Origin of the sequence: Roseburia sp. TF10-5 (assembly GCF_003462365.1) — a bacterium.
GTDB lineage: Bacteria > Bacillota > Clostridia > Lachnospirales > Lachnospiraceae > Roseburia > Roseburia faecis.
The window spans coordinates 74,517-90,397 of record NZ_QTYW01000011.1 but is presented as its reverse complement, the minus strand read 5'-3'; the positions used below and the strand labels follow the sequence as shown (position 1 = coordinate 90,397).

The following is a 15,881-nucleotide window of genomic DNA, read 5'->3' as shown; positions in this document are numbered from 1 at the left end:
TTTCATCCTCATATCCATGCGATTGTTCTTGGTGGAGGGCTGGATGTGAAAAATCATTGGAAAGACAATGGGAAAGATTTTTTCCTTGCGATTAAGGTAATCTCAAAAACGTTTCGTGGAAAATACATGGCTGAACTTAAGCAACTCTGGGAAAATGACAGGCTTGAATTTCATGGATCGGCTGCACCTTACAAAAACTACTATACTTTCAAGGAATTGTTAAATACCTGCTATGCAAAGGAATGGATTCCTTATTGCAAGAAACCATTTGACGGTGCTGAATCTGTCATCAGGTACCTTGGAAAATACACCCACCGGATTGCTATCAGCAACTACCGTATCAAAGACATGACAGAATCTACAGTTACTTTTTCCGCTAAAGATTACAAAAACCAAGGGCTTTGGAAAGAGATCACCATATCCGGCGAGGAATTTATCCGTCGATTTTTAATGCATGTTCCTCCAAAACGTTTTGTACGTATCAGGCACTATGGTCTTCTTTCATCCAGAAATAAGAAGAAAAAGATTACCCTATGCAGAAACATCCTTGGCTGCAAAAAATATATTTCCAAGCTGAAAGATATGGATGCACCTGCCATTATCCGTCTTCTTTATAATAAAGATATATGCAAGTGCTCTTCCTGTGGTGGTAAGATTATTCCTCTGCCTACAGAACAACATTTTATAAAACCAAAACCACATATGGTCTGTTAACGTATCATAACTGTATATTTTTTTAGCTTCCTTAGGGAGGCTTATTTCTGGTGTCATAATACAGGACTGAATTATAAATTCTATGTGTTTCTATGTGTACATGCTATCCTATTATAAATAGAGTGTCAGAATTAAAAGTCCATATAGAGTTGACGCGCTTTGTTCAACCAGAAAAAATCGAAATTGATGCAAACGAAAGGGCAGTTAATGAAAAGTCTCAATACTGCTTTTTCGTTTGCACCACCTTCGATTCTTTCCTTAACGATTTGTTAAACTATCTATACAATACCATATCTCTTTGGCTAATACAATAATTGCATCGCTCCCGCTTATTCTCATCAATTCTGCAACTATTATATTGTGATATTATGCTTACTCTTAGGCTGTCTGTTCACTTTTCTTTGCGTGATACGCTTCACGTCTCATAGCCAGTGTTTTTTCATATCTTACTTTTGCAATAGGATCTCCGCTTAATGCATCGTCACGCATTTTTCTGTAGCTCTTCACTGTGGCTCTAACCTGATACTGTTTACGCTCTGCAAGCTGACTCTGTGCTTCCTGATCTCCGGCTTCCGCTCTGGCTCTCAAGGCTTCCATCTGCTCCTTTCTTCTTGCGGTATGCCGTCTGTTGTATTCTGCATTTCTCTCTTCCAAATATTTCGCATATTCAGGGTCATTTTCTGCTCTCTGCTTACGCTTTTCTGCTGATTTCCTTGAACGTTCTCTTGCAATAGCTCTACGCTCCTCAATCTTTCTGACGGCTTCCTGATTGCCTTTTTCTGCCTGCTCCTTTAATTCTGCCAAAGCAATCTTTTTCTTCTTTGTAGCACGCTCCTGACGTTTCTTTTCCCTTTCCAATGCCAAGCGTTCTTTCTCTTCCATCTTCGCCCGATATTCAGGGTCAGACATTCTCAATTCTCGCATTTTTTCAGATCTCTTACGGTTGTTCTGTCTGCCTTTTTCAAGGATTGCTTTATATTCTGCCATAGCTTCATGTGTATTGTAAAAGACAAGCAGTTCGTCCTCATTTGCAATTCTTTTCCGTTTTGTCTTAAAATTATCCCTCGTTGTCTTCCCAAGAACGGTATGTCCCAAATACTCACGTCTGTTCAAAATATAGCCCACTGTTGTAGCATTCCATGTATAAGGGTCATGGTAATTCGTACACTGGCAATCCTCAGGATGATTCTGTCTCGCATAAGCCGAAGGAATAAGGATTTTATCCTCTGACAAGGTATCTGCTATTGCGGTTGCACCCATTCCATCACAAGCAAGCTGAAAAATGCGTCTGACAACCGAAGCAGAAGCTTCATCAACATACAATGTCTGCTTATCCTCAGGCTTTCTGTAATATCCATAAGGCACTGCACCGCTGACACGTTTTCCGTCTCGCATTTTTGCCTTGAATACTGCCTTGATTTTCTTACTGGTATCTTTTGCATACCACTCATTCATGATATTCAGAAATGGTGTAAAATCATTATCTGCCGGATTGGCACTGTCAACTCCGTTATTTACTGCAATAAAACGGACATTTTTCTTAGGGAACATCATTTCCGTATAGAAACCTACTTGCAGATAGTTTCTGCCAAATCGGGACATATCTTTGACGATCACTGTTCCCACTCTGCCGGCTTCAATCTCTGTCAGCAAAGAATTGAATGCCGGTCTGTTGAAGTTCGTTCCTGAATATCCATCATCACTGAAATGCTGAATATTACCAAAGCCATGTTGCACTGCATAATCTTCCAGATACTTCTTCTGGTTTGTTATGGAGTTGGATTCGCCCTGCATCTCATCATCACGGGACAGACGCTCGTAAAGTGCTGTTATTCTGTTATCTTTAGCCATTTTTTCAGCTCCTTTCATAATGCTAAAAAATAAGAACACACAGAAAACACTTCATTTTTTAATGACCTATTTTCTCTGTGTTCTTAAAATCTACCCCTTATGGTATCTATACACTTAAAATTTAACATTTAGATACCACAAAGTCTCTATGAAATAAAAATTGCTTCTTCAGGTACCATTTTTTCAAATAATCGGTACCTGAAGAAGCAATTTTTCTCTTATAGGTGACATTCCTTTATTTTAGGCATTAAAAATAAAAAATATGTCACCTTAATCACTATTTTTTATCAATAGATCCCATTTACAGAATTTATGAAAATTGATCTTTTTCTTACACTTTTCCAATCCACAGAATTTGTAAGAATCGTTTTTACTTATAATTTTCCCAACCAACAGGAAAACACTTATATTTAAAACAGTTCCCTCATAGACTTACATAATCTTGTGAACCCAGCCTTCCGGTCCTTCAATCTCGCCCATCTGAATTCCGGTAAGTGTCTCACGCAGTTTCTTAGTATATGGTCCCATTTCTTCCATTCCACTCGGGAAACAGATTTCTTTGCCATGATCAACAACCTTTCCGATTGGAGAAATAACGGCTGCAGTACCACAGAGTCCACACTCTGCAAAATCAGGTACTTCTGAGAATTTAACCGGTCTGTGCTCTACCGGCATATGCAGATACTTTTCAGCAACAACCATCAGGGATCTTCTTGTAATGGAAGGTAAAATACTGTCTGACTTTGGTGTCACGAATGTTCCATCCTTGGTAATGAAAATGAAGTTTGCTCCACCGGTCTCCTCTACATAAGTTCTTGTAGCAGGATCCAGATACATGTTCTCAGCATATCCCTGGGCATGTGCATCTACGATTGCATGTAAACTCATAGCGTAATTCAGTCCGGCTTTGATATGTCCGGTTCCGTGTGGTGCTGCACGGTCAAAATCGGAAACACGGATTGTAATTGGCTTTGCGCCGCCCTTGAAGTAAGGTCCTACCGGTGTAACCAGAATACGGAACTGGTACTCATCTGCCGGCTTTACGCCGATAACAGCGTTTGTAGCGATCATATATGGGCGGATATAAAGCGTTGCTCCGGAACCAAATGGAGGTACCCATGCTGCATTTGCCTTTACTACCTGCTCTACGGCATCTACGAAACGATCCTCCGGGAATACCGGCATCTCAAGTCTCTCACAGGAATCTTTCATACGGCTTGCATTTAAGTCCGGGCGGAAACATACAATATGTCCGTCCTCTGTTGTGTATGCTTTTAATCCTTCAAAACAGGACTGTGAATACTGGAATACACCTGCACACTCATTTAATGTAACGGTAGGATCTGTTACCAGTGCTCCATCGTCCCACTTTCCATCCTTGTAATTTGCAACATAACGGTAGTCTGTGGTCATGTAACCAAATCCAAGGTTACCCCAGTCAAGATTTTTTTTCTCCATTTTCATTTCCTCCATTTTCTATTCCAATTCAAGTGTTCTATAACTTTTCGTTATGGAATACTGGATATACTATTATTTTTACATATTTTAGTACAATCTGAAGTATTTGTCTATAGATCTTATGAAATTTCTCTATCAAAAAAATTCATAAAAACCATAACCTGATTTCCTAAAGTCCCAGAAGTTCCATTGCTTCGTCCTTTAACTCCTGTGTGCGTTCTTTCAAAAGCAGAAGTTTGTTGTACTTATAATAGGCATCATTGCCACATTCACTGACAAATTTCAGACTATAATAACCGGCCGAAAGTTCGGACAAAAAGATTACCATTTCCTGTCCCTCTCCAAATACCCGTGCAAGAAATTCAAATGCATGCGTCAGATGACGGCCTGCATCTGAAATTTCCTTCTGGCGGATCTGCTCCCTCTCATCAAACAGTTTCTTGACACATAAGAAATCTCCTTTTGCATCACCGGTTCCTTCGACTGCCAGTGCCATCAGGCAGTCATTCATTGCCTGAAGTGCCGCACACATGGCTTTTTCCTGTTCCCTGTCTATCATGCCGGCCTTTTTCCGGTGAGTGATCATGGTGTCATAAGAAGAAATCTGTCTTTCCAGAATTTCTTTTCCGCTTCCCCGTCCTTCTTTCAGATCGCTCCGCAAAAATCCCAGCTGCTCAAAAAAAGCTTCCTGTGCAGCTTTTTTCCGGGAATAAGAAATGAATTCCTGTCCCAGGCTGTCCAAAAGCAGCCCAAGCAGACTCAGCTTCTCATCAAACGGTGCATTTTTGATCGTCATACTGTTTTCCGGTATACTGCCCTCTAAGATTTCCGGTATACGGTAAATATTCTTATACTTATTGTACAGTTCATAATAAGCAGCAAAATCGCGGGCAATCTCCTCGTCCTGCAGATACTGCACAACAAAGTCATAGTCTATGGCAAATCCAAGCTGTTCATACACTTTCATGACCTGTGAGAGATCTTCCCATCCACGGGCGGTCACAAACCGTTTTCCATCCAGATCCGACACAACCGAATAGAAATTGTTCTTTTTAATCTCCAGATAAGAAAGAATTGCTCCATGAATCTGCGCTTTATACGCATACTCTTTCCACACAGAAAAATCTTCTTCTATATAAATCCGCTTGACACGGTCATAAGTAACAATGTCAAAATCCCGCACCGACTTGTTGTATTCCGGAGGATTTCCCGCCGTAACGATGACAAAGCCATCCGGTACCCTGTGATTTCCGAATGTCTTGTACTGCAGGAACTGCAGCATCGTCGGAGCCAGTGTCTCGGATACACAGTTGATTTCATCAAGAAACAGGATTCCCTCATGAATTCCGCTTTGTTCGATCTGATCATAGATCGAGGCGATAATTTCACTCATTGTATACTCTGTGACCGATACATCCTCCCCATCATAGGTTTTCTTCGAGATAAACGGCAGTCCGATCGCACTCTGTCTCGTATGATGTGTGATCGTATAAGAAACCAGATTGATTCCGCACTCCTGCGCCACCTGTTCCATAATTGCGGTCTTACCGATTCCAGGCGGCCCGATCAAAAGTACCGGACGCTGTCGTTCCACAGGAATCGCATACTCCCCGGTCTCATCTTTTGTCAGGTACGCCTGAACCGTATTTATGATTTCCTGTTTTGCCTGTTTGATGTTCATAAAATTTCTCCTTTATCTATCCTTTTGTATCCTCTGACAAATATAATTTCACTGCCCAGTCCGGCACTTTTATCGGCTCTCCCGAAAAAGTTTTCTGCGGTGTGTCATCCCCGTAAAAAACAAATACCGTCTGATAATCCGTCGGTTTTTTCGGATATTCTCCATACCCGTCCGTAAAATACATCAGTCCTTTTAAGTTTTTGAGTTCCCCGCTGTTTCTTAATTTCTCTACATAGGAAAATACCGGCCGGAAATCCGTTCCATACCCTCCGGAAACGGAAAACTGCTCGGTATATTTCCCGATTTCATCCAGATTTGTGATTGGAATATCTTTTTGAATCTGGTTATCACATTCGATGATGCGGATATGCACTTTATGGAAAAAACTCTCCTGGTGCTTTAAAATTGCCCCCGTCTCATTCAAAAACTGCTGCACAAGTTTTTCCTTGCAGGAGGCCGAAGTATCGATTGCAATAACAAGTTCTTCGATCTTTTTTGCCTCCCGGAATTCGTTTTCCTCGATCAGAGGCATGTTTCCGTAATGCTGCAGTCCATACATGTAAAATCCGTAATCAAACGAATCCATATCCACGGAAACTTCTTCTCTCACAACTGCAAACCTCTTTAAAAATTCTTTGTAGCTTTTTCGCTCCCGGCTGCTCAGCTTTAACATCCATGCAAGCTTTCCCGCATCTGCCGCCGCGTCTTTTGCATAGGTTTCCATATCGCTTTCGATACGCTTTGCATGTTCTTTCCACTCGTCTTCCTTTGGATCGGTTTTTCCAAGCGGCGTTGCATCAGACGTTTTCTCCCCGGCATTTTCCTGCTGATCACTGTCCATCTGCGGATTCTCCTGCGGCACCGGGGGCTGGTTTTTATTCTGCTCCTGCGGCGGTTCTTTCTCCATGCGCTGCCAGAAACTGTGGTCACAGAGCAAAAATTCCTGCCGGAGGGATTCTTCCAGATATGGATCGCGTTTGCGCAGCATAAAATACTGGTACAGTTTTTCCGCTGTAAGCACTGAAACTTCCTTTTCCAGTTTTTCATACCACTCCTGCCGGAAATCCGAAGTCACACGCAAAATGGTCGGATAATCCATGGAATCCACCACCGATTCCACTGCAATATCACAACAGAGATCCCACAGCTGTGCATCCTCGTGCTGTTTTGCGGAAAACATATGCCGGAACAGACAGTGCATGAGCATATGCATATATGTCCGGTTTAAAATTTCCGGCCGTTCAATATAAGTCTGCAGCAGATAGGTCGGATTGAACCGGATATATACCGCATCCGTGCCTACCGTTCTCGTCGACAGATCCATGGCAAATCCCAGACTTCCGAGTGCCGGTCCCATAAACCGCATCGACAGATACAGTTCTGTCCTGACACTGTTTAATATTTTATTTCCGGTTGCTTCCAGTTGTTCCCTTGTCTTCATCGTTCTCCTTTTCCTACCAGTCCAAAGACATGGTAGATGCTTTCTTCTTTCCGAAATTACTCCGCTGATATTCCATCAGTATTGCTACAATCTGACTCATCTTTTCCTCCGATGCCAGCGGAAGGGCATCGGCAAGTGCCGCTTCCGGAATCAGGCAGGAATCACAAAGATAGGAAATCTCTTCCACCTTATTCTCCGGAATCAGCACCTTAAGGATCACCTCTGCATTCTGTTCGAGATACTGTTCGTACTGTTCCCGCAGATGGTTCTCCAGCTCAATCGGATGCATCAGCCGGTCACAGGCGATCTCAATTGCCGTGCGATAATCATCATTTACCACCTGCGCAAACAGACGGTCATACGCCAGTAAATCTACGCCTTTTCTTGTGACACATTCCCGGTACGGATACCCGCTTCCCTCAATCTTGTGATGCAGAACCCGAGCCTCCACATCTTCCACAAAATTGTATACATATGCTGGAAACGTCAACTGCAGCCCACAGGGTTCTATGCGAAAATGCAGCCTGCGGTCGGTATCTGCCAGAAGTTCTTTCATCACCGAATAGTCTCCTCTAAGCTGCGTCAGCTTCACTTCTTCCAGACAATGGCACTGTTTGATCACGCCGTCATAATAGTCTTCCACACTGTCGTACAGCGAAATGCTTTTGAGTTTTTTACAGTTATAAAATGCATATCTTCCAAGCGTTTCCACCGTCTTTGGAATACTTACACTCTCTAAATCTTCCCTTGCGGAAAATGCATTTTTGCCGATCGTTTTCACCGGACATCCATCCACCTGATCCGGAATGACCAGATGTCTTACGGTTCCTTCATACCCGGTAACGGTAATTGTATGTTCTTTTGTTGTTTCATATTGCAATGCCATATGGATACTCCTGCATCTGTTATGCCCTATTCTGATATACGCTTTTTAATTCCCCGATAAAATACAAAGACCCCAGCGCAATCGTCTTTTCTTTTGGTGTTAAAAGTTCCGGAATCTCTGCAACCTTTGTAATTGCGTGTGCAGGCACCCCTTGTTTTCTGATATCTTCTGCCAGTGTTTCCCCTTGCAGTGCCCGTGCACTCTCCGGTGTGACGGTTACAAAATCCATGGCAATCGGCAACAGTTCCCCGATCATCTTTTCATAATCTTTGTCTGCCATCACACCCATCACAAAATGAAACTTTTCCTCCGGATACAATTCTTCGAGACTTGTACGCAATGCATGGATTCCGTTACTGTTGTGTGCACCATCCACCATCAGAAACGGTTCTGTACTTAAAATTTCCATACGCCCCGGCCATACCGCTCTGTGAATTCCACGGGCAATAACGGTTTTCATCTTCTCTTTTTCTATCCGGCATCTGGTCCATGCCACTTGTGCCGCACACATGGCTGTAGCGGCGTTTTCTCTCTGATAAGCACCCAAAAGTCCCGGCTGTACTGCCTTTGCCCTCTGCAGGTCATTCTCCTGTACACACCGCGCACGTACTCCCTTTGCTGCGGCCGCCCTTTGCAGCACCGCAAGTGCTTCCGATTCCTGCGGTGCAATTACCACCGGCACTCCTGCTTTGATAATTCCCGCTTTTTCCTGTGCAATCTCTTCTATGGTATTTCCAAGAATGTTCATGTGATCATAACCAATCCGTGTGATCACCGATACCACCGGATTTCCCAATGCATTCGTAGAATCAAGTCTGCCTCCGAGGCCGGTCTCCATAATTACAAGATCGCAGTTTTGTTCTTTAAAATACAGTACCGCCATAAGCACGCAATAATCAAACATGGTCGGTGTCACGCCAAATTCCTGCTCCAGCAGAACATTGCCGATTCGTGTCACATCTTCTCTGGAAATCTGTCTGCCATCAACCATGATACGCTCTTCAAAATCAATCAGGTGTGGAGAAATAAATGTTCCGACTTTTAATCCGGCTTCCCGGAAAACTGATGTCAGGAATGCGCAGACCGATCCTTTTCCGTTGGTTCCCGCCACATGAATAAATGGCATCCCGTTTTGCGGCTGTCCCATCTGTTCTAACATGATTCCGGTAATTTCCACTCCCGGCCGGTTTCCAAACCGTCTTCCATTTTCTATCTGATCCAATACTTCTTCATATGAATACATCTTTATTCTCCCTGCAGGTATCTGTAAACCGCTTTCGGCAGCCGGTACCTGACTCACAAAAAATAGGGAGAAGCTTATAAAAAGCTTCTCCCCGTATTCTACTTCTATATGACGGTTGTTTCAAGTGCAAAATCCTATACCGAAAGGATCACTCCGCCTTCATTTGCATACATGCTGGATACCCCGGCCGTATTGACAATTACAATCTTTTTGAATTTTGCGACTTTCTCAATTGTGTCCTTCACAAACTGTGCACGTTCCGGACAATTGCAGTGGGAAATGGCAAGCACACGGCTCTCGCAGTTCTTAGTAACTTTGAGCATATCCTCTACCATCTTGGAAAGTGCCTTCTTCATGCCCCTTGCCTGACCAAGCTGCTGGATCGTTCCCTCTTTAGTGGATCCCATTACCGGCTTGATGTTTAAAGTATTTGCCACAAATGCTTTCAGTCCACTCAGACGGCCAGCCTTGCGCAGTGTTTCAAGTGTCTCAATGACAAAAAATGTGTTCATGGAAGAAATGTAAGATTCCACCTCTGTTACAATTTCTTCAAAAGATGCACCGGATTCTTCCAGCTCCTGAATCTTTAATCCGATCAGGGTTTCCCCAATCGAGGCCGACTTGGAATTAAATACATGAATCTGCTTGGAATCCTCATGCTCTTCATGATAAAGATCTGCTGCAAGTACCGCACTGTTGTAAGATCCGCTCAATTTTCCGGACAACGTCACAACATATACATGCTCCGCCTCTCCCTCATAAGCTCTCATATAACGCTCCGGAGACGGGCAGGAAGATTTCGGGCTGTGAATACATGCCTTTACTCTCTGTAAGAAATCTCTCTGATTAAAAGTTTCATCATCTGTGATCTGATAGCCATCCACATCCAGCAAAAGCGGCACTGTGCAAAAATGTCCATCTGCCTTTAAATCCTCAGGAAGTTCTCCACAACTGTCAATTACAATTTTATACTGACTCATATCCATCCCTCTTTTCTAAAATACGTCTATCCTTTTATGAAATGCGTGTTTATCATTACTTTATAAAAAGTTTTTATTTTCTATTACATGTAGTATTCATTACTACATTCATATCATAACACGGTTTCAGATATTTGAAAAGGGGAAAAAGGCATATTTTATAGTTTCTTCATATTTTTCAGGAAAAATATGCCGTCACAGCTGATGCCAGAGCATCAAAATCCGTTCGTCCCATCAGTTCCCGTGCAGAATGCATCGATAAGAGCGGAATTCCAATATCCACTGTGCGGACCGGAAACAGCGTGGATGCAACCGATCCCAGTGTACCACCCCCGCGCACATCGGAACGATTGACAAATCTCTGGTATGCGATTTTATTCTGATCGCAGAGCTGCCGCAGAATTCCGATTGCCTTTGCATCCGTTGCATAAGACTGGGAACATGCCTCTTTGATACAGAATCCATCCCCAAGCACCGGATGATTGGTAATATCCATTTTCTCCTTATGATTCGGATGCAGTGCATGCGCCACATCCACGGAAAGCAGCATCCCTCCATACATCGCACAATCCGTTTCTTCCTCACTGCAGCCAAGCGACCGGTAGATGCGTTTTACCATATCATGCAATAAGATCGATGCTGCGCCCTGTTTGCTGGTATTTCCGATTTCTTCATTATCAAACAGTGCGATCAGATTGATACCATCGGTCCGTGTTCCTTCCACGATGGCTGCCAGCAGTGCCGCAACGGATGTCTGGTTATCCAGTCGCGGAGAAGACAGCAGTGTCTCTTTTATCCCCACATATGCCGGTTCTTCCACACAGTATGTATTCAGTTCAAAATCCAGAATATCCTCTTTTTTTACTGCCAGCTCTTCCGCAAGAAATGACAGGAAATAATCGGTACTCTGCTGTTCTTCTGGCAGCATATCCGCAACCGGCATCAAATCTACCTGATTATTGATTGCCACTCCCTTATTCACTTCCCGGTTCATGTGAATGGCAAGGTTTGGAATAATAAGAACCGGACGACCGGAACGATACAGCATGGTCTTCGGGGCAAACACATCTTTGCTTCGAACGATCACGCGCCCTGCAATCCCCAGCGGACGATCAAACCATGTATTTAAAATCGGTCCGCCATATACTTCCACGTTCACCTGCGCATACCGGTCTGTCACAAAATCCGCATTTGGTTTGATCCGCAGATATGGATAATCTGTATGTGCAGCTGCCATGCGCAGCATTGCATCCGCACGGAAGTTTTCTCCAACTGTAAATGCATAGAGCGTTGTTCCATGATGATTCATCATATAAGCCTTTCCTTTTTTCAGATTCCATGGTCTGGCATACTCCAGTTCCTCAAAGCCGGATTCCTCTAACGTCTCCATGGCTGCTTCCACACAATGAAACGGTGATACTCCTTTTTTTAAAACATCTATCAAAAATGATTCTTTCATAGTTATAGTTTCCCTTCTTTTCTTAAGTGATTGCATCGTTACGGTTCGCAGGGGAACCTGTGAGCAGTAACCGTGCATTTTCTATCAATCAGTGGCATTATAACACATTATGATTGAAAAGATGAAGTCACTCATGCTAAAATTAAACTATATCAGCTGCCGTTTTATCGGTTTCACAATGGGGAGGTTTTTTATGCTGGCTCTTGCATTAACAAACAAAAAAGATTTTATGAATAAATTTCTCAAAACTGAAATTTTTGACCATTTTCTGCTTCAGGAGGGCATTGTCGTTTCTTTTGCAAGCTATGTGATTGATGGAACTATTACCAAAGGATTCTATACAGATACAGAAGCCGAAGAACTCGGTATTAAAACTTTTCATTTTCTTCCATTTTCCATGCTCCGTCCACGCATCTTTGACCTGATCAAAGGAAAAAAGGCTCCATCCTCCTTTAAATTCGTCCTGATGCTGTCGCCGGAAAATCAAAAACGCACCATGGAACGAATCGGAAGTTCCTATACCCCGGCAGATATTTCCGCCATGTCCATGAACATCAAATTTCAAAATCAGATGCTTACACTGACTACCGGAATTTCTTATCGCATTTTTTCTACAGATAAGACATTAGAACCGGAATGGGACAAATTTGTCAGACAATTTCTCTCACAACACGACATTTCTTTTGAAGTGCTTTAAAATCCGGCTATTTCACGAAGATTTTGCTTTACATTTCCAATTGGTTATGCTATTCTTAGCATAGTTGCAAGGCAACACAAATATATTGGAGGTACTTTCGATGAACAAAGGTACAGTAAAATGGTTTAACAACCAGAAGGGTTACGGATTCATCACCGCTGAAGACGGCCACGATGTATTCGTACATTACTCAGGACTTAACATGGAGGGTTTCAAATCTCTCGAAGAGGGTGCAGCAGTAGAATTCGAAATCACTGATGGCGCTAAAGGTCCTCAGGCAGTTAACGTAACAGTAGTGAAATAATTGCCGACTAATCTAGTTTCTATGTACCTTTTTCTTTCTTTAGAATAAGATATTGGATACAACGATTAAAAAAAGGAATGTTGCATTTCTGCAACATTCCTTTTTTTGCGTATGGGAATACATCTTTTCAAGTATTCTCCTATCCATTGTAATTAGCCCTCAAATACCCGTTTGATACTATCATAATGCAGGAAAATTCCCTGATCTGCGAGTTCCCTGATCTCTTCTGGTGTAGCAAACCGACATCCGTCTGTTTCTTCCGTCTGCAGATGGACATCTTGTTCTGTAACATCCATCGTGTAACGATAAACATCTACGAAATAGTTATCTCCTTCGCCCGGATTTTCTCTGTGATAGGTAAATACATAACCACCTTCCGCTTCTTTTACATCCAGTCCGGTCTCTTCTAAAACTTCCCTGCGCACTGCCTCTTCCGATTCTTCTCCTGCCTGCGCAGCACCACCGGAAACTTCCCACCATCCGGGTGCCCATGCTTTGGTCATCACACGCTTAGTAATCAGAAATCTGCCATCCGGACGCCTGATCACGCCAAGTACCGTCAGATGATACTCATCATCTGCCAGATTGAAATGATTCCGCTCCATGGTTCTTCCTGTCCGCACTTTATTTTTATCGTAGATATCCCAACGTTCCATTTCCATTCCTCCAATTTTCCTATGTGCCAGCTGCTATCATTCTTTTCTGCCATAGTTTTATAACTGCAACTCTATTCATTATATTGGTTTTAAGAAATGTTTTCAAGTTTCGTTTCTATTTATTAATTCCACTCCGTCATATATTTGCGATACCATTTTGGCAGAAGATGATTCTGACACTGCTCATTGTGACGCTCTCGAATTTCCATGGTGGCAAAATACTGTTTCCATAGCACAGCAAAATAATCCATATGCCCCTGCGGAATCTGAAGCTGCTCTCCACTCACCAGAACACAGCGGTGTCCGGCTTCATGGACGGCAGCAAGGTTTCGGTTTTCATCGTAGAGAATAAAATTTTCATCCGGAAAACGATCCGAAAAATGATCCATCATCAATGGAACTATATTGCATTTTGGTGCAAGCTGCGCCACAAGAATACTTCCCAGATCCTGAAATCTCACAAATCCCAGCAGCTTATCCAGCTCATTGTCTACCTTGCGGGACAACTCCATCACCCGAAGTGCAAACGGATCGGCAAGCTGATCGGAAATACCACGTCCCTGTGCAAATGCACGCACCAGATATCCAAGAACTGCTGTCCCCCGGTTCTCTGCAAAATGGCATAATGCATGAAGCAGTGTATCATACACCGGATACCCCAGTCTTGACTGTATACTGTAAACCGTCTTCTGCACTTTCTGCGCATCTGTCTGTACTTCGATCTCCCTGGCAAACAAAGTCATTTCTCCTTCACCGGCCGCAATGGAAATACTGTCTGTATAAAGAGCTTTCATTTTATTTTTACACACAAACGCATCGAAAAGTGCTGTAAAAATTCCTTCCAGAGAATCCTCACATCGAAGCACGATCTGTTCACTCATACTACAATTTTCCCCCTGTCATCAAACAGTGATAACTGCTCATAGGTCTGCACCGTTCCATCCGAAAGCAGCATCTGCATCGGACGTTCCTGATACATCAGATTCCGTGTAATATATCCTTCCTCCATACGGGTATGATACATCATCTTTCCTTTACAGGTGATAAAATACACTGCACGTTTCAAAACAACACCGATCTTCTTTAAATCTGAAAAATCCAGCTTTGCGTACCGCCGGGCCGCCATAATCCGGCGGGCACTTTTTGTTCCGATCCCCGGCACACGAAGCAGCGTATAATAATCCGCACGATTAATTTCCACCGGAAACAGTTCCAGATGGTGCACTGCCCAATTACACTTCGGATCAATCTGTTCGTTAAAATTCGGATTTTTCTCTGACAGCAATTCATCTGCGCGGAATCCATAAAACCGCAACAGAAAATCTGCCTGATAGAGCCTGTGCTCACGTAACAATGGTGGTCCGGGCAAATCTGGCAGGGAACTGTCATGATTCACATTGATAAATGCAGAATAGAATATCCGCTTCATCTCAAACTTCTGATACAAAGCTTCTGAAACCGAAATGATCTGATAATCACTTTCATCCGATGCCCCGATCACCATCTGTGTACTCTGTCCTGCCGGCACAAAATAACGATCCGGCCGCATCAATCCCCGCGTTATCTGCGGAAGTTTCTTTTGCACGTTTCTCACTCTGCTGGAATTCTCCCCACCGGCAATTTCTTCTCCCCAGCTTTGTACTGCACTCTGTCGCGCTTTATGCTCCCGGATGGCAGCAATTCCGTCGTGGTAGTCCTGCAGACGGGCATAACTTTCCTTCATCTCTGCCATCTGGTTATAATAGGTTTTCTCATCCAGATACATCCGGCTTTTCATACTCGATACCCCGTGAAACTCGCGGCTTTGCCGAATTCCATTCTGTAACTGGCGCATCGGGGAAAGGATGTTTTTACGCACTTTGTTAGGCGCAATCTGCCGCAGCGCATCGGCCGTGGGAAGTTCTAAATTTACACTCATGCGGTCTGCAAGATACCCCGTTAATTCCAGCAGATCCGCTGATGCTCCCGGAATTCCTTTTACATGTATATATCCGTTAAAATGATATTTTGTGCGCAATAAATAAAGGGTCTCATATAAAAGTCCCATGGTATAATCCGGAGAATGTAAAATTCCGGAACTTAAGAACAATCCTTCGATATAATTTCTGCGGTAAAATTCCATCGTGAGCTTACAGATTTCCTCCGGTGTAAAACTGACACGCTTCACATCATTGCTGCAACGGTTCCTGCAATATTTGCAGTCATAGATACAATCATTGGTATATAAAATCTTAAGCAGTGAAATGCAGCGCCCATCCCCGGTAAATGCATGACAGATTCCACTTGCATATGCGTTTCCCGTATGTGTACCATCTCCTCCACGCTGCACCCCGCTGGAAGTACACGCAACATCATACCTGGCAGCTGCCGAAAGTATGGTTAGTTTTTCCATGATACGATCCATCTGCAAAATTTCTCTCATATCCAGTATCCCTCCGCAAAAATGCCGAACATCCGTTCTTTTTACATCATATCACAAGAACAAATGTTCGGCAAGTGCAATTTTTCTTT

The 15,881-nt window shown here is 43.2% G+C and carries 14 protein-coding genes; 3 read left to right on the top strand and 11 right to left on the bottom strand.

Going from position 1 to position 15,881, the window contains the following annotated elements; genetic code table 11:
- On the top strand, positions 1 to 714 hold a 714-nt coding region (locus DXD06_RS11115; protein WP_199535218.1), incomplete at its 5' end, for an IS91 family transposase.
- A gap of 378 nt (positions 715 to 1,092) precedes the next feature.
- Here the strand turns inward: DXD06_RS11115 and DXD06_RS11110 are convergent.
- From DXD06_RS11110 to DXD06_RS11075, 8 genes are all read right to left on the bottom strand, one after another.
- Positions 1,093 to 2,565 (bottom strand): recombinase family protein, encoded by a 1,473-nt coding sequence (locus DXD06_RS11110; protein ID WP_117831832.1) that lies wholly within the window; start codon positions 2,563 to 2,565, stop codon positions 1,093 to 1,095.
- A 432-nt stretch (positions 2,566 to 2,997) separates the two neighbouring features.
- Complete coding sequence (locus DXD06_RS11105; RefSeq protein ID WP_055068751.1) at positions 2,998 to 4,023, bottom strand: branched-chain amino acid aminotransferase; 1,026 nt, start codon at positions 4,021 to 4,023, stop codon at positions 2,998 to 3,000.
- A gap of 169 nt (positions 4,024 to 4,192) precedes the next feature.
- Complete coding sequence (locus tag DXD06_RS11100; protein ID WP_117831830.1) at positions 4,193 to 5,704, bottom strand: ATP-binding protein; 1,512 nt, start codon at positions 5,702 to 5,704, stop codon at positions 4,193 to 4,195.
- A 16-nt stretch (positions 5,705 to 5,720) separates the two neighbouring features.
- A complete protein-coding gene (locus tag DXD06_RS11095; protein ID WP_117831828.1) occupies positions 5,721 to 7,145 on the bottom strand; it encodes a vWA domain-containing protein in 1,425 nt (474 codons plus the stop codon).
- A gap of 13 nt (positions 7,146 to 7,158) precedes the next feature.
- Positions 7,159 to 8,031, bottom strand: coding sequence for a leucine-rich repeat domain-containing protein (locus DXD06_RS11090; RefSeq protein WP_117831826.1), 873 nt, complete (start codon positions 8,029 to 8,031; stop codon positions 7,159 to 7,161).
- A 19-nt stretch (positions 8,032 to 8,050) separates the two neighbouring features.
- Positions 8,051 to 9,274 (bottom strand): bifunctional folylpolyglutamate synthase/dihydrofolate synthase, encoded by a 1,224-nt coding sequence (locus DXD06_RS11085; protein ID WP_117831824.1) that lies wholly within the window; start codon positions 9,272 to 9,274, stop codon positions 8,051 to 8,053.
- 134 nt (positions 9,275 to 9,408) lie between these two features.
- The gene (locus tag DXD06_RS11080; protein ID WP_117831821.1) at positions 9,409 to 10,254 is read right to left on the bottom strand and encodes a DegV family protein; all 846 of its coding nucleotides are present in this window, start codon (positions 10,252 to 10,254) and stop codon (positions 9,409 to 9,411) included.
- Between the two features lie 178 nt (positions 10,255 to 10,432).
- A complete protein-coding gene (locus tag DXD06_RS11075) occupies positions 10,433 to 11,713 on the bottom strand; it encodes a M18 family aminopeptidase (RefSeq protein ID WP_022045148.1) in 1,281 nt (426 codons plus the stop codon).
- A gap of 193 nt (positions 11,714 to 11,906) precedes the next feature.
- Between DXD06_RS11075 and DXD06_RS11070 the strand changes: the two genes are divergently transcribed.
- A complete protein-coding gene (locus DXD06_RS11070) occupies positions 11,907 to 12,410 on the top strand; it encodes a DUF5721 family protein (protein WP_022045149.1) in 504 nt (167 codons plus the stop codon).
- Between the two features lie 100 nt (positions 12,411 to 12,510).
- A complete protein-coding gene (locus tag DXD06_RS11065) occupies positions 12,511 to 12,714 on the top strand; it encodes a cold-shock protein (RefSeq protein ID WP_022045150.1) in 204 nt (67 codons plus the stop codon).
- Positions 12,715 to 12,866: 152 nt separating this feature from the next.
- Here DXD06_RS11065 and DXD06_RS11060 read toward each other — a convergent pair whose 3' ends face one another.
- The 3 genes from DXD06_RS11060 to DXD06_RS11050 form a co-directional block, all read right to left on the bottom strand.
- Positions 12,867 to 13,370, bottom strand: coding sequence for an NUDIX hydrolase (locus tag DXD06_RS11060; protein ID WP_117831819.1), 504 nt, complete (start codon positions 13,368 to 13,370; stop codon positions 12,867 to 12,869).
- A gap of 122 nt (positions 13,371 to 13,492) precedes the next feature.
- Positions 13,493 to 14,251 carry a TIGR03915 family putative DNA repair protein gene (locus DXD06_RS11055; RefSeq protein WP_117831817.1) on the bottom strand — a complete coding sequence of 253 codons (759 nt, stop codon included), beginning with the start codon at positions 14,249 to 14,251 and terminating at the stop codon, positions 13,493 to 13,495.
- Entirely contained in the window at positions 14,248 to 15,792 is a 1,545-nt protein-coding gene (locus tag DXD06_RS11050; RefSeq protein ID WP_055068743.1) for a putative DNA modification/repair radical SAM protein, read from the bottom strand. The genes DXD06_RS11055 and DXD06_RS11050 overlap by 4 nt, the downstream gene beginning before the upstream one ends.
- Positions 15,793 to 15,881: the final 89 nt, after the last annotated feature.

What these genes read in the sequence shown, in the direction of transcription:
- DXD06_RS11110 (WP_117831832.1), bottom strand. Translation starts at nt 2,565, where the DNA reads ATGGCTAAAGATAACAGAATAACAGCACTTTACGAGCGTCTGTCCCGT.
- DXD06_RS11105 (WP_055068751.1), bottom strand. Translation starts at nt 4,023, where the DNA reads ATGGAGAAAAAAAATCTTGACTGGGGTAACCTTGGATTTGGTTACATG.
- DXD06_RS11100 (WP_117831830.1), bottom strand. Translation starts at nt 5,704, where the DNA reads ATGAACATCAAACAGGCAAAACAGGAAATCATAAATACGGTTCAGGCG.
- DXD06_RS11095 (WP_117831828.1), bottom strand. Translation starts at nt 7,145, where the DNA reads ATGAAGACAAGGGAACAACTGGAAGCAACCGGAAATAAAATATTAAAC.
- DXD06_RS11090 (WP_117831826.1), bottom strand. Translation starts at nt 8,031, where the DNA reads ATGGCATTGCAATATGAAACAACAAAAGAACATACAATTACCGTTACC.
- DXD06_RS11085 (WP_117831824.1), bottom strand. Translation starts at nt 9,274, where the DNA reads ATGTATTCATATGAAGAAGTATTGGATCAGATAGAAAATGGAAGACGG.
- DXD06_RS11080 (WP_117831821.1), bottom strand. Translation starts at nt 10,254, where the DNA reads ATGAGTCAGTATAAAATTGTAATTGACAGTTGTGGAGAACTTCCTGAG.
- DXD06_RS11075 (WP_022045148.1), bottom strand. Translation starts at nt 11,713, where the DNA reads ATGAAAGAATCATTTTTGATAGATGTTTTAAAAAAAGGAGTATCACCG.
- DXD06_RS11070 (WP_022045149.1), top strand. Translation starts at nt 11,907, where the DNA reads ATGCTGGCTCTTGCATTAACAAACAAAAAAGATTTTATGAATAAATTT.
- DXD06_RS11065 (WP_022045150.1), top strand. Translation starts at nt 12,511, where the DNA reads ATGAACAAAGGTACAGTAAAATGGTTTAACAACCAGAAGGGTTACGGA.
- DXD06_RS11060 (WP_117831819.1), bottom strand. Translation starts at nt 13,370, where the DNA reads ATGGAACGTTGGGATATCTACGATAAAAATAAAGTGCGGACAGGAAGA.
- DXD06_RS11055 (WP_117831817.1), bottom strand. Translation starts at nt 14,251, where the DNA reads ATGAGTGAACAGATCGTGCTTCGATGTGAGGATTCTCTGGAAGGAATT.
- DXD06_RS11050 (WP_055068743.1), bottom strand. Translation starts at nt 15,792, where the DNA reads ATGAGAGAAATTTTGCAGATGGATCGTATCATGGAAAAACTAACCATA.